This window comes from Corynebacterium sp. HMSC14B06, assembly GCF_001807075.1.
GTDB classification, from domain to species: Bacteria; Actinomycetota; Actinomycetes; order Mycobacteriales; family Mycobacteriaceae; genus Corynebacterium; species Corynebacterium jeikeium_D.
The window spans coordinates 122,632-136,327 of record NZ_KV787355.1 but is presented as its reverse complement, the minus strand read 5'-3'; the positions used below and the strand labels follow the sequence as shown (position 1 = coordinate 136,327).

The following is a 13,696-nucleotide window of genomic DNA, read 5'->3' as shown; positions in this document are numbered from 1 at the left end:
TTACAAGTTCCTCCACTTTTCAGGATCAAAGTCATCGTCGGCGGTGGCCTCATCAAAGTAGTCATCATCGACTTCATCGGCGGTGGCCACGCGTGCCGACATACCGGCAACAGAGACGACGTCCCCTGGACGCAGCACCTTGCTACGGCGAGTGTCGACCTCACCGTTCACGCTGACCTGGCCCTCAGCAATGAGTTCCTTGGCCAGACCGCCCGTTTCCACCAGGTTGGCCAACTTCAGGAATTGCCCGAGACGGATGGACTCGTCCCGGATTGCGACATCGATAGGCTCCATGCCCTTAAGTGTGTCATACCCGGCGAAAATGGTCGGAGTTTGGCTGGTTCAGAGAGGTTCAGAGCGTCTCATGAAACCTCTATTTCAATAAAAACTCTGAACCTCTGCGGAGCGAAGCAGCGCATCCTAACATGCTTTCCATGTCCTATTCACGGCCAACGAGACGGCCCCTTATCGCCAGCGAAGCACCACCTCGCCCGCCGCTGCGCCATATTGTCGCCGCCTCGGTCGCCGTGAGCCTGCCGCTGATGACCCTGGCACTCATCTCAACTTCTGTCTCTGACCTGCTATTTTTGCCTCCTATTGGCGCTGCCATGGCGCTTATCGTCGGCGCACCGAACCTGCCCCTGGCTCAGCCACGAAATGTCGTGGTCGGACACCTCATCGGCTGCACGACTGGCATCGCAATTCTGCACATGCTGGGTTCGACCATCATTGCTGCAGCGGTTGCCGCCGGCGTTGCCTTCGCGCTCATGCTTCTTGCTCGCGCGGCTCATTCCCCTGCCACCGCTACTGCTATGGTCACCGTACTGATGCCACACGGCCATGGGCTTGCCAACGACTTCCGCTTCATAGGCTTCATTTTCGCTTCGTCAATCATGATCGTGGTGCTTGGCATCCTCGCAAATCGACTGCGCGGCCTTCGGTATCCCACCTACTGGTGGTAGGTGGATTCGGGGCCAAGCGCTCCGGCTAAAAACGGCTATCAGTGGGATAATGACACTCATGCCAAAGCAGTGGATTAACAACACGACGACCGAAAAGATTGTCATCGTCGGCGCTGGCGGTTTTGGGCGCGAAGTGGCTAGCCATATCCGCGATATCAATGACTACGCCGTGGAAAACGGACTGCCACAGCAATGGGAGATTTTGGGGCTCATTGATGATGGCACCCCGGATATGACCTATTTCCACAAGCTAGGCATCGAGTACCTAGGCGATACCAATATTCTCAAGGATCTGCCTAAGGACGTGCACTACGTAGTTGCAATCGGCAACGGCGCTGCTCGACGCTCGATTGCTCACCGTGCAGATTCCACTGGACTTATTCCTGCAACTTTGGTTCATCCTGACACAACAATTGGTGCTGTGGTCAGCATCGGTCCGGGCACAGTTGTATGCCCTGGTGCGCGAATCACTTGCAACATTGAAATCGGCGCTCACTGCCAAGTTCACGTAAACGTGGAGGTCGGCCACGATGCCGTGACAAATAATTTTGTAAGTATCTTCCCGCTGGCCGCCATCTCTGGATTCGTCACTCTCGGTGCGGAATCCACCATTGGGGCTAACTCCGTTATCAATCCGGGCGTGGCCGTCGGCGAAGGTTCATACGTTGGTTCCGGTGCAGCAGTGAACAAGGATGTGCCCGAATACACGCTAGTCGCCGGGGTTCCCGCAAAGGTTAAGAAAACACTGCGATAACAAAAATGCGCTAGCTTAAGAGCCCAACGCTAGCTAGAAGTCTCCTGGCAAGTGCTCTCCTTCTCCTGCTGGCCAGTAAACTCCGTCATCGTCGCCTGGCCTTCCTCCGCAATCCCATCCCGCTTAAGCACGACCAGGATGGTGTCGAGGAGGATTTTGGCGTCGGCAAGCAATGACCAATTGTCGACGTACTGAACGTCCAGCTCAAAGCGATCCTCCCAGGAAAGGCCGTTGCGCCCTGACACCTGTGCGAGGCCAGTGATGCCCGGTCGAACTTCATGGCGACGTGCCTGGCGAGGCGTGTAGAGGTCAAGGTATTTCACAAGCAGTGGGCGCGGGCCGACGAGGCTCATGTCGCCGCGCAGGACGTTAATGAGCTCCGGGAGCTCATCCAAGCTTGTGGAGCGCAGGAGTTTTCCCACCTCGGTGAGGCGCGAGGCGTCGTCTACAAGCCCTTTTGCCGGATCGAGGTGATGCATCGTCCGGAACTTGAGCATGTTAAACAGTTCGCCGTCCTTGCCCGGACGTTCCTGACGGAACAGGACTGGCTTGCCCATAGAGGTTCGCACTGCCAAGGCCGTGGCGCCCAGCACCGGGGACAGCACAATCAGACCTGCCGCCGAGGCTGCGATGTCGATGCCACGCTTGACTGCTCGCTGCGCGCGGATGCCCAATGAATCCACTGGTTATCTCCTACTTTTCGTTGAACATTTCGTGCAAGAGCTTTTCGGCACGCGCATCGACCTCCGCGTTCGGGCGCGTCCTAACCAGCCAACCAATCGCACCTGCCGCCCCAGCCGTCGCAAACGCGGCTGCCGCAACGCGCAGTTTGGTGTTGTCATTCTTGTTGTCAGGCGCGCTTTGCTTGACGACGGTCACCGCTGGCCCCGACTCCGGAACAACCTGCTCTCCGCTATCGGCGACCATGACTGGTTCGGGCTCGGCTGCGGGTACTGGTTCTGGTTCCACTTCAGAGACTGGTTCCGGCTCCGAATCCGTCTCAGATACAGGTTCATCGGCAACTCGCTCGATAGCATTTACCGCCTGCACTGGCTCAGAAGTGAGTTCCTCTTCCTCGGTACTTTCGGTCAACCTAGTCTTGTCACTGCGGAACAAGGAAACGATTCCCACCACAAAGGCAACGAAGAATGCGATTGCGATTTCAAGACCAATTCGCGGCAGCGTCCGGAACCAGTAAATATGCAGGCCGCCCCAAATAAGGTCACCCAGACCAGCCGCGAAAGTCACTGCAGTAATAAACAATGCTGGCGCCCACCAGCGCGTCTGCAGTGCAGCATGTCCGCGAGTAACTCCCCAGTTAAACAGGGCAATGCCGAGTCCGAGTACTAATCCGCCGATGACGACACCAATGCTGCCCCACATCCAGTACCACTCACCGGTAGCGTTAGCGGCCACCGAATACCAGTCGTACTTCGGGATTGCCTTCTCTGGCTTCCAATACTTAACCAACTCGTACCCCACTGCACGAGGCAAATCCCAGCTCTCCGGCGCAATCGGCGTTAGCGGAGTCAGCAGGTTTTTTCCGCCTTGAAATTCAAAGCGTCCCTGCTCATGCAGGTCGACCAGATTTGCGAAGGTAACAAATGGATCAGTCAAAGATTCCAGACCAGTGCGGTTAGCTGAATTACCCTTATTGATGCTCTCCTGGTGAGCTTTACGCAGCGTTGCAAACACCATCAACGCACCAGGGCCCATAACAATGGCCAGAAGCTTGATCCAAAAACCCCGCACACGAATCGCGAACAACACCAAGAGCCCAAGCCCCACAGCTGCGATACGCAAGCGGCCTTGTCCACTATGAATATCTAGGACGTACACCGCCGACATGCCTAGCACTACTGGCAATGACAAAACCAGGAGAATCACCGATCGCGACCACCAGGCACCAAAGGAAACCAGCAGGATTCCCACAATTGCCGGGCTTTCAATAATGATGCCAGGCAGTAGATTAGAGGCGCGGAATTGGTACGAAAACGCGTACAGCGCAAGGCCGATGAGGATGAAAAGCCACCGGCCAGGAAGCACCTTTTTATCGAAACGAATTTCTCGACCAAAGCGCCAAGAAATCATGGTCACGAGAAAGGTCAGCAAGTAGGTGAGGCCAACGGCCGTGCGCAACGCTTCGGTTGAAACTCTTGTGTCATCCCACGCTTCGTAAGCAGGAAAAGCTGCCGTAAACAGGGTCACAAGCGCAAATACGCCCAACGGTGTGATTGTCCGACCGCCGTTGCCCAAGAAAGTACGCAGGCAGAAAAAAGCCAACAAAATGGTACCGATCTGCGCCCCCTGCAGCGGATCCGTCCACGATGTCACTACGACGACTGAGAATAGCCACAGAACCGCCTCGATAGCTGTCAGTTGCGATATCCGGGCTATTCCCGTGTCGATAGCTTTGGTCATCCCAGCACTTCCTTCAGAACACCAATCACCCGCGCGACGTCGTCATCGTCCAGCGCCGGACCACTAGGAAGAGTAATGCCGCGGGAGAAAAGATTCTCAGCGGTACCGTTGATGGTCGCTCGCGCGCCCTCATACACCGGCTGCAGGTGCATCGGCTTCCACAGGTGACGAGCCTCGATGTTGGACTCATCCAGCGCCGCAATCACGCTGTCCGGGCTCAGCACGCCCTTATCGACGGCATCCTGTGGCAGCACAATCGAGGTCAGCCAGCAGTTCTCGGTGAACCGCTCGTCGGAGTCAGAGAGCAAGCGGGTACCTTTACCAGGGGCATCGTCGTCAAGCGAGGCGAGCAAATCTAGGTACGCGTCGCGAATCTGGCGACGGCGAGCAATCATGTCGTCCAGACGCGAATGCTGCGCCCGCCCCAGCGCGGCAAGCAGATTGGAAAGACGGTAGTTGTAGCCGATTTCGGTGTGTTCGTACCAAGCGACGGGCTGACGCGCCTGCGTGGACAGGTAGCGCGCGCGGGCGATGAGATCAGCATCGTTGGACAGCAGCATGCCACCGCCGGAGGTGGTCATGATTTTGTTGCCGTTGAAAGACAGCGCGGCGGCACGGCCAAAGCTGCCGGCCGGCTGATCATCGACGCTGGCACCGAGCGCCTCGGCGGCGTCCTCGATGAGCGCGATGCCGAGTTCTTCCAGGCGTGGCGCGAAGGCCGGGTAGTCGGCGCAGCGGCCGAAGAGGTCCACAATCATCACGGCGGGAACGCTCTTGCCCTCGGCAAGCAGTTCATCGACGGTGCGGAGCAGCAGCTCAGGGTCGATGTTGCCGTCCTCTGCGGCATCGACAAACACCGGCGTAGCGCCGACGTAAGCGATGGCGTTGGTCGTGGCCGCGAAGGTCATGGTGGAAACCGGGATGTAGTCACCTTCACCAATCCCCAGCGCGAGCAGCGCCAAGTGCAGGCCAGCAGTTCCAGACGACAGCGCGAGCGCGTGCTCAACACCGCAGCGCTTGGCAATCTCCGCTTCAAACGCGTCTACCTCGGGACCCAACGGAGCCACCCAACCAGAGTGGAGTGCACGAACGACGGCCTGTTCTTCTGCTTCGGTGACTGTCGCGAGCGAAAGAAAGATCCGCTCATTGGGCTTGTTAGTGTCGGCGTTAGTCATTACTTCTGAACCTTTCGAACGCGGTTGAGTACCTCGATGAGCTGGTTGTACAGGCTGTCACGAGCAAAACGCTTCTCACCCAGTTCGCGGTTTCGCTGTCCCGCTGCGCGCATCTCATCGCGGTCGGAGATGATCTCAGCGAATCGCTTGGCCGCAGTCGGAATATCGCGCGAGAGACGCCAGCCGGCATCGTGCTCGGTTGCGGCTTCCTCCAGCCAGCCACCGTGGTTGAATACCACCGGACGCGATGCGGCCATGGCATCGAAGACCTTGTTCAGGGAGTTGCCTTCCAGGCAGGGGTCATCACGCAGCGGTGATAGCGCGATATCGGCGGCAGACACGTACTTGGCGACATCTTCCTTCGGCTGACGGCCGAGGAACATCGCATCGGCATCGAGGCCAGCGTTCTCGGCGCGCTGGTACAACGCATCCGAGTCGCTTCCCTGCCCCAGCAGGACAAAGCGCACATTCTCCACGCCATCACGACGCAGCTGCGCCGCCAAATCCACAAGCCACTCCAGCTGGTAGGACATGCCAAAACCACCGGCGTAGACCGCCACCACGTCATCGCCCCAGCCCTGCTCCTTGCGGAAAGCTGCACGCTGCTCGGCCGGGACATCAAAACGCTCAAAGTCCGACGCATTCGGAATGACGGTCACGCGCTTCTTCGGAGCGACCTCTTTGACGCCATCGGCCATCGACGGCGACAGCGCCACGACCTCGCTCGATGCCGCATAAAATGCCTTCTCCAGTTGCTTGGCCAGGAAAATCGCCACCGGATTATTGAGGTAGCCCAACTTGATTGGCACCTCTGGCCACAGGTCACGAATCTCCGCCACCAACGACGCACGCTGGGTAAACTTCGCCACAATTCCCGGAACCGCCACAGTCAGCGGAGTCGAGGACGCGTAAATCACGTCGGCAGGCACACGGGCAGCAACCGCGGAGGCGCGCACCAGGAAGTTGAAGAAACTGACGATGCGCTCGCGCTTCGACATTTCATTGCGGTACGGAATCGCTAAACGACGCACGTGGATGCCATCGACCGTTTTATCCATGGCCTCATCGCGACCACAGATCATTGTCACCTCGTGGCCTGCAGCGGCCATTCGGCGGGCAAACTCGTAGGGTCGGGAACCACCCGGCTCACCGGGGAGAACAAAGTGCTGGTGGATATAAGTGATTCGCATTGTTTAGCTTTCCTCGATTACGTCGACGGGAAGTTCTTCGTTGGTGGTTGATGGATTTTTCGGGCCTCTGCTCGGCTGCATCAACGCCACTGCGGCAACAACGGCTGCTGCAAAGTAGACAACTGCGCTGGTCCACGCGAGACCGAGGGCGTCTCCGAGAAGAATGCCAATCGGGTAACAAATGACAGCGATAACGGCGGAAATGAGCTCCACTCGGCCAATTCGACGGGGATTGTCGCTGCCGAGAATTTCACCGCACAGGTGTCGGTAGCAGCCGAGCACCACGGCCGCGATAGTCAGTGGCAGCACCAACTCCCGAGCAGGCTCAAACTCATGGCCGAATACCGGCACGATGAGGAAGTAGAGTGCCATACCACCGAGCGCACCAAGCGCGCCGTACGCTGCAGTGACTATGCCAAGGTGTCGGAGCACACGAGACGGGGTGAGTTCGCGACCCCTCTGGTCGCTGGTGCGCTGATCGGCGACTGACTGCGCGACCCAGTACAGCGGCTCTGTCGCCGTCGCCACGACCACGAAAAGGCCTAACGACGCCGGCGAGGCCAGCGCCGGCAGTAAAACGCGCCCCAAGCGTGTGGTCGTCAGCGGTCCGAGACCCGATGCGATGAACGGAGCATTTGTACGAGCCGTCTCTACCACTCCGCCGACACGGGAATCGGTATGCTCGCGTGACTTCGCCAGCGACCAGATTGCCAGGGGCAGCGCCGGGAAGATGTAGGCCGCAGCCCACCAGCGCCAGTCCTCGACTCCAGCGAAATACAGCGCAGTGCTAATCAGCAGCACTGAGCCCTGGAAACAGACGAATACTGCGACGAAGAAAGACACTCGATGGCGGCTGATAGCCATCGCACGAACCATGGAAAATGACACGGTAACCAAGGCGACAATGCCGGCCATTGCCGTCCACGGTCCGTAGACGACACCTGCGATGGCACAGGCAATCAGAGCGACCACAGTCATGGCGAAACCACTCGGAATGAGACCGTGGTCGTAATCATCGCGGCGCAGCAAAAGCCGATCGGCCCCAAAGCCGACGAAGGGCGCCACAATATAGGCGAACTGCAAAACGGTAGCGACCTCGCCTCGACCGGCGGGCCCCAGCACTCGCGCGGAAAGAATACTGACCACAAAGGCGACGACTGCGGCGAGCGCTGAAGCTGCCGAAATCGTCGCAACTGTTCGAACTCTTTGCGCCAGCTGCCCGGAGTTAGAGGAGCTGGTGGTTGTCACGGTGGGGAGTCATCCTAACTATTTTGCTTTCGAGCTAGCGGTTGCAAGTGATTGTGCATCAGCGGGATACGCCGCAATACTGCTTTGCGCCCCACCGAGCTCTGCAAGCCAACGACGTGAAGCATCGTGATTATGTGTGCACTGGAGAATCCGCGAATTCAGCCGTTCCGGCTCAACACGTACCTCAGTGATCAGCGGATGACGATCACCAATCTTGGGAACCTCGCGGTCATCAACCAAGTCCTCGGAGATCTTCTCACCTTCGCGAAGACCCGTGTAGACAATCTCTACGTCTGCGTCATGGAGCCTGATAAGGTTCTCCGCCAGCTCAGCAATCTTGACCGGCTTACCCATCTCCAGCACCAGAGTCTCACCGGACTCTGCAATAACGGTAGCCTGCAGCACCAGCTGCGATGCCTCCGGAATGGTCATGAAGTAGCGCTGAACGTCAGGGTGCGTCACCGTAACCGGGCCGCCCTCTTCAATCTGACGCTGGAAAGTCGTAATGACCGAGCCACGCGAGCCAAACACGTTACCGAATCGGACAGATGCCCAGACACCTTCGTGAGTTTGCCCCATGTGCGCAGTCAGACGTTCTGCGGCGCGCTTGGATTCACCCAGAATCGAGGCTGGGTTCGCAGCCTTGTCCGTGGAAATATTAATAACGGTTGAGACATTGGCCGCAGCGGCTGCATCCAGGACGTTCTGGGTTCCGATGACATTGGTTTGCACTGCTTCTGCAGGGTAGCTCTCCAGCAGCGGCAGGTGCTTGAGAGCTGCAGCATGGTAGACAACATCGGGCTTGCGCTCGGTGAAGATCTGCGTCAGCATTTCCGCGTCACGGATATCAGCCAAGACGGTATCGGAGCCGTCGAGAAGCGCCGAACCCGTCAGCGACAGCTGAGTGGCATGCAAGCCGCCCTCATCGCGATCCAGCATGATAAGTTCTGCCGGCTCAAAGCGGTGAACCTGTCGGCAGATCTCGGAACCGATAGAACCGCCAGCGCCTGTGACCAGCACCTTCTTACCGCGGATTATCGAAGCGACCTTGGATTCATCCAGGTGTAGGGGCTGACGGCCAATGAGGTCGGCGATGTTAATTTCGCGCACCTGCGAGGTAGCGACAGCGCCACGGTGGCGCGAGTACTCCTCCACCGGCGGCAGAATGAGCAGGCGCAGGGACGATTCCTCACAAATGTGGTTGAGGACGTTGATGCACTCAGTGGACAGTGGCTCATCAGTCGCAATAATGACCGACTCCGCCGAAGTGCGCGATGCGACTTCGCCCAGCTGATCAATGCCACGAATCACGCGGAGACCATGGATACGAGAAATATGGTTCTCGCCGCTTTCTTCGGGATCGACGATTCCAACCAAGTGGAAGCGGTTCTCACGGGAAATACCGGAATCCGTAAGGCTGTTAATAAAAAACTTGGCTCGACGGCCTGCACCGAGAACAATCAAGCGATCATCCGTCTGGCGGGAACCAAAGTTGTTGGTGATCCAGCGAGCGAGAGTTCGGGTATAGATACTTGCCAAAGTTGCGACACACCCACCGGCGAACGGAACGTACCACGCAATTTCCGGGACGGTCTTCAGAATTTGAGCCAAACCAGTGGCTGCGGTAGCGCCACCCATGCTGATGGTCAGCAGAACAATATCTTCAGTTCGACTGCCGGGCCATACGCGTTGCGGGTTAGTGTACTCCCCGAGCAGCAGGCCTAGCAGGACAATGACGACTACGGCGACGGCGACAACCAAAAAATTAGTGCCTGATATCTCAGAGAAAGATACCAATTCCCCGCGGACGATTCCGTTAGCGGCGGACAGCGCAACCAGCCAAGCGAGTACATCAAATACACACCAGGCGAGCTGCTTCCAGTCTCGGATAAACATTCTTATGCCTTTTACTGCTGGTTAAATTTCCTAACGCACAATGCGTTCCACAGGCTTGGCATACTATGCGATATAAACTACATTTACAGCTCCTACCCCAAAGGGCTACCCCATCGTTCGGGTAGCCAAAAAGCCACCCTTTCCACCCATCATTCTCCCTGGTAAAACAATGTTTCACCAACTATTTACCGAAGCTTCAATCTGTTTACATTCATATAACTAGCTGTACAAACTAACTTCTAACGTAACCACTTCCTGACGATTGCAATTAATGCAAAATCACCTCTTTATTGAGATGCTTATTCAAGGAAGTATTTGCGTGAATACTCAAACAATCGTTTTTGACAAAAGGGTTACACTTCCCCCGTGAGCACATCATCAACGCGTCGGGCACGCGCTTTCATCATCCGAAAGCCCTTCCTTGCTGCACTGATTACTGCCGTTTCAGTTCTAACGGTGATGGCGCTGTTGCTTGCTACCCTGATGCTGATTCAAAACCGGATGAGTCAGACACAGAACGTCGCCGACACATCGGCCACGCACCAAGAGACACTGCTCATCCTTGGTGTCGATAGTCAAGACTCATCCATGGTGGGACACCGCTCAGATGTCATCATGCTCATGCGTATGCGTCACGATCCGGAGTGGATTGACATTGTCTCTGTGCCGCGAGATTCCCTGGTAGATTTACCCGACTGCGCTGGTTCTCACGCCACCGAGCACTCCGGCAAAAAGGACAAACTGAACTCCGCATTCGCCTACGGATCCGTCGCCGATGTCGATGACCGCGGATCAGCCCAAGCGGGCATGGACTGCGCAGCCATGGCGATTACTGAAGAAGCTGGGATTCCCATCGATGACACCATCGCCACCACTTTCAACGGTGTCACCGGCATCATCGATAGCCTCGGCGGCGCAGACCTCCCCGTCGATGACGGCGGTCGCATCGTCCGCGAAGGCAAAGGTGAGCAGCACTTTTCCGGCCAAGGTGTGGTCACACAGCTTCGCGCTCGCAAGACCGAAACGGGTGGCAGTGACCTCTCGCGCATCAACCACCAGCAGGAAATTCTGGGAGCGCTACTGGATTACTACCGCAGCGAAGGAATCATTGACAGCAGCGGCTCCGTGAACTCCATGAAGGAGTTCACTGCCCTCCTCACCGCCCTAACTAATGGAACGGCCACTACTGTCAGTCTGAATGATGTCCGCAGCCTGATGCAGCGCGCCGCGTCCACACCGGTGTCCACCGCGACACTACCGACAGGCCCTGCCGACGATGGTGTCAATGCGGTCTGGACACAGCAGACCACACAGTTCTGGCAGGCCTACAAAAACGGCGAAGACCTGCCCAAATAAAAGCACTCTTACATGCACCCCTATTAAATACGCAACTAGTATGCGTATTATTGATATATGTCGTCGCCCGCCACACCAGAACCCCAAGCCCCCACAACCAAACCACCTTCTAAACCTGGCAAGAGTCACCGCATGTCCTGGCATCGCAAGGCCAGTATGCCGGTGCGCTGGTGGTTCGCTGCCATCATTGTGGCCGCATTAGTCCACCCATTTGTCTCCGATGGGCGCTGGCTGTTGGTGCACCTCTTTACTCTCGGCGCCGTCACCAACTCCATCCTTATCTGGGGCCGCCACTTCACCGAGAAACTACTGAAAATCGATGTGCCCGATGGCAATCGGCACATTCAGTTAGCAAACATTTACCTGCTCAACGTAGGTGTTGGCGCAACGGTCGTCGGCAAGCTGGGTGATTGGTGGCCAGTGACCACGGCCGGCGCGGCGGTCGTCGGCGTCGCCGTCGCATGGCATGCGATTTCCCTCGGACGCGACCTGGTAGCGAAGCGCAATCGACCATTCGCCATCTCCGTTGCGTACTACGTCGCGTCGGCATGCCTACTGCCGATCGGCGCCGCGCTCGGCGCCATCCTCGCATCTCCGAAGGGCGAAGCGCTTCACGACGACCTCCTACTGGCACATGAAGCCATCAACCTCATTGGCTTCCTCGGGCTCGCGGCCTGCGGCACGCTCATCACCATGTTCCCAGCGCTGTGGCGAACCCAGATGTCGCCGCATTCCCGCCCGAAGCTGGCACTAGTAGTACAGCTCATAGGTATCGCGACTACCACAATCGGTGCACTGACCAGCTTCAACTGGTTCGCCTCCGTCGGCCTTGGCATCATCACTATCGGCTGGGTCATAGCCGCCATTCCGTGGGCGCACAACGTCATGACTGTCGCTAAAGACCCCCGCGACCGCCTCAGCTACCCGGCGCTGTCTGTTGCGGCTGCGGCCGTCTGGCTGATCGGCACACTCACAGTTGCCACAGTCAAGGCGCTTGACGGCAGCTTCGTAATCTCATCCCTTACGCTGCCGCTGGTAATCGGTTTCGGCGCACAATTGCTTATCGGCATGATGAGCCAACTCTTGCCCGCTACCATCGGCGGAGGTGCTGGTCCAGTCTCCGCCGGTATGAAGGAACTTGACCGCGCGGGAGCATTCCGCTGGTCGACCATCAATATTGGTCTGGCACTGTGGCTAATGCCGCTGCCGTCCTGGACCAAAGTAGCGGTCTCCGCAATGGTCTCCCTTGCCTTGGTGTCCTATCTGCCACTTGTCGGCCGTGCCGCGAAGGCTCAGATTGGTGCGCTGAAAGAAAGTCAGAAGGCACGGGCCAACAAAGAAGCAACGCCGAAGCCGGTCGAACTGCACGCAACTGCACGTCGACTCGGTGCTCAAACTACCGCCGCTCTGGCTGTATTGGGCCTGGTAGTGACTATTGGTGTTGCGCTGAGCGGTGGCGGTACGGGAAGCATTAAAACCACCAGCGATGTTGCGCCCACCGGAGAAACCGTCGAGGTCACGGTTACCGCCAACGATATGACCTATACCCCGAACGTTATAGAGGCAAACCCCGGCGACCGACTGGTCATCACCATGGTCAACGCTGATTCCCAGGTCCACGATCTGCGCTTGGCCACCGGCGAGGACACCGGACGTGTCGCCCCTGGCAACTCCGCCACCATTGAAGTGCCGGTTGTTCCCGGTGACATTGACGGCTGGTGCACCATTGCTGGTCACCGACAGATGGGCATGACCCTCACAGTCAATACAGGTAGCACTGATCATTCACACCACACCGGAGGTGGCAACCACGCTGACCATGCCACTCCCGGTGCGCTCGGGAATGTCGGCGAGCAACCCGGCCCGGATTCCCCCACCATCAACCCGCTATTAGAACCCGCCGAGGACGCCACGGTTCACCACGTCACCCTGAGAGCCAGCGAGTTCACCGGCTACGCTGCCCCTGGAGTCGAGCAGCAGCATTGGGTATTCAACGGCAAACCGCTGGGGCCAACCCTGCGCGGCAAGGTGGGCGACGAGTTCGTCGTCACGCTCATTAACGATGGCACGATGAGTCACTCCATCGACTTCCACGCGGGCATCGTTGCACCGGATGAACCTATGCGCGACATTGCCCCTGGTGAACAGCTTGAGTACCGCTTCCGTGCCGACCGGGCGGGTATCTGGATGTACCACTGCGCAACCATGCCCATGTCCATGCACATCGCTGCCGGCATGCACGGTGCTGTCATTATCGACCCACCGAATCTCACCGAAGTCGACCACGAAGTTCTTCTGGTGCAGTCGGAAAGTTACTGGGGCGAGGACGGCCCCGATGCCGACAAGACCATGGCCGAGGACCCCGATATCTACAAGTTCAACGGCTACCCCGACCAGTATCTCACCCACCCGATTCGTATTCGCGCAGGTGAGATGGTACGTTTCTGGTTACTGGCCGCAGGCCCCAACAAAGGCACGAGCTTCCACATCGTCGGCACGCAGTTCCATCGCGTGTACAAAGAGGGAACACTTTTGCTTGACGACGGCGTGGGCGGCGCCCAAGCCCTTGACCTCGGTGCCGCGCAGGGTGGTTATGTTGAGGCCGAATTCCCGGAGCCAGGCACGTACCACTTTGTTGACCACCAGATGGTGCATGCCGAAATGGGGGCACGCGGCAACATAGTGGTGAACTAA

At 57.8% G+C, this 13,696-nt stretch carries 11 protein-coding genes; 4 read left to right on the top strand and 7 right to left on the bottom strand.

Annotated elements, in window-relative coordinates:
• Entirely contained in the window at positions 1-294 is a 294-nt protein-coding gene (locus HMPREF3130_RS00665; protein WP_070429102.1) for an RNA-binding S4 domain-containing protein, read from the bottom strand.
• 140 nt (positions 295-434) lie between these two features.
• Between HMPREF3130_RS00665 and HMPREF3130_RS00660 the strand changes: the two genes are divergently transcribed.
• Entirely contained in the window at positions 435-962 is a 528-nt protein-coding gene (locus HMPREF3130_RS00660; RefSeq protein WP_224784065.1) for an HPP family protein, read from the top strand.
• Between the two features lie 58 nt (positions 963-1,020).
• Positions 1,021-1,716, top strand: coding sequence for a NeuD/PglB/VioB family sugar acetyltransferase (locus HMPREF3130_RS00655; protein WP_070429134.1), 696 nt, complete (start codon positions 1,021-1,023; stop codon positions 1,714-1,716).
• A 29-nt stretch (positions 1,717-1,745) separates the two neighbouring features.
• Here HMPREF3130_RS00655 and HMPREF3130_RS00650 read toward each other — a convergent pair whose 3' ends face one another.
• From HMPREF3130_RS00650 to HMPREF3130_RS00625, 6 genes are read right to left on the bottom strand one after another with little or no spacing between them, the layout of a single operon-like run.
• Complete coding sequence (locus HMPREF3130_RS00650; RefSeq protein ID WP_070429100.1) at positions 1,746-2,399, bottom strand: sugar transferase; 654 nt, start codon at positions 2,397-2,399, stop codon at positions 1,746-1,748.
• Positions 2,400-2,409: 10 nt separating this feature from the next.
• Positions 2,410-4,137: a hypothetical protein gene (locus tag HMPREF3130_RS00645; RefSeq protein WP_070429099.1), complete on the bottom strand. Its 1,728-nt coding sequence runs from the start codon at positions 4,135-4,137 to the stop codon at positions 2,410-2,412.
• Positions 4,134-5,312, bottom strand: a complete 1,179-nt coding sequence (locus HMPREF3130_RS00640) for a DegT/DnrJ/EryC1/StrS family aminotransferase (RefSeq protein ID WP_070429098.1) — start codon at positions 5,310-5,312, stop codon at positions 4,134-4,136. The genes HMPREF3130_RS00645 and HMPREF3130_RS00640 overlap by 4 nt, the downstream gene beginning before the upstream one ends.
• Positions 5,312-6,502 (bottom strand): glycosyltransferase family 4 protein, encoded by a 1,191-nt coding sequence (locus HMPREF3130_RS00635; protein WP_049189805.1) that lies wholly within the window; start codon positions 6,500-6,502, stop codon positions 5,312-5,314. The genes HMPREF3130_RS00640 and HMPREF3130_RS00635 overlap by 1 nt, the downstream gene beginning before the upstream one ends.
• A gap of 3 nt (positions 6,503-6,505) precedes the next feature.
• A complete protein-coding gene (locus tag HMPREF3130_RS00630) occupies positions 6,506-7,750 on the bottom strand; it encodes a lipopolysaccharide biosynthesis protein (RefSeq protein WP_049189806.1) in 1,245 nt (414 codons plus the stop codon).
• Positions 7,751-7,768: 18 nt separating this feature from the next.
• Positions 7,769-9,646, bottom strand: coding sequence for a polysaccharide biosynthesis protein (locus HMPREF3130_RS00625; protein ID WP_049189807.1), 1,878 nt, complete (start codon positions 9,644-9,646; stop codon positions 7,769-7,771).
• Positions 9,647-10,012: 366 nt separating this feature from the next.
• Here HMPREF3130_RS00625 and HMPREF3130_RS00620 point away from each other — a divergent pair, with 366 nt between their 5' ends.
• Both HMPREF3130_RS00620 and HMPREF3130_RS00615 read left to right on the top strand, forming a co-directional pair.
• On the top strand, positions 10,013-11,002 hold the full coding sequence (locus HMPREF3130_RS00620) for an LCP family protein (protein ID WP_141737765.1): 990 nt from the start codon (positions 10,013-10,015) through the stop codon (positions 11,000-11,002).
• A gap of 132 nt (positions 11,003-11,134) precedes the next feature.
• Entirely contained in the window at positions 11,135-13,696 is a 2,562-nt protein-coding gene (locus HMPREF3130_RS00615; protein WP_070429097.1) for a multicopper oxidase domain-containing protein, read from the top strand.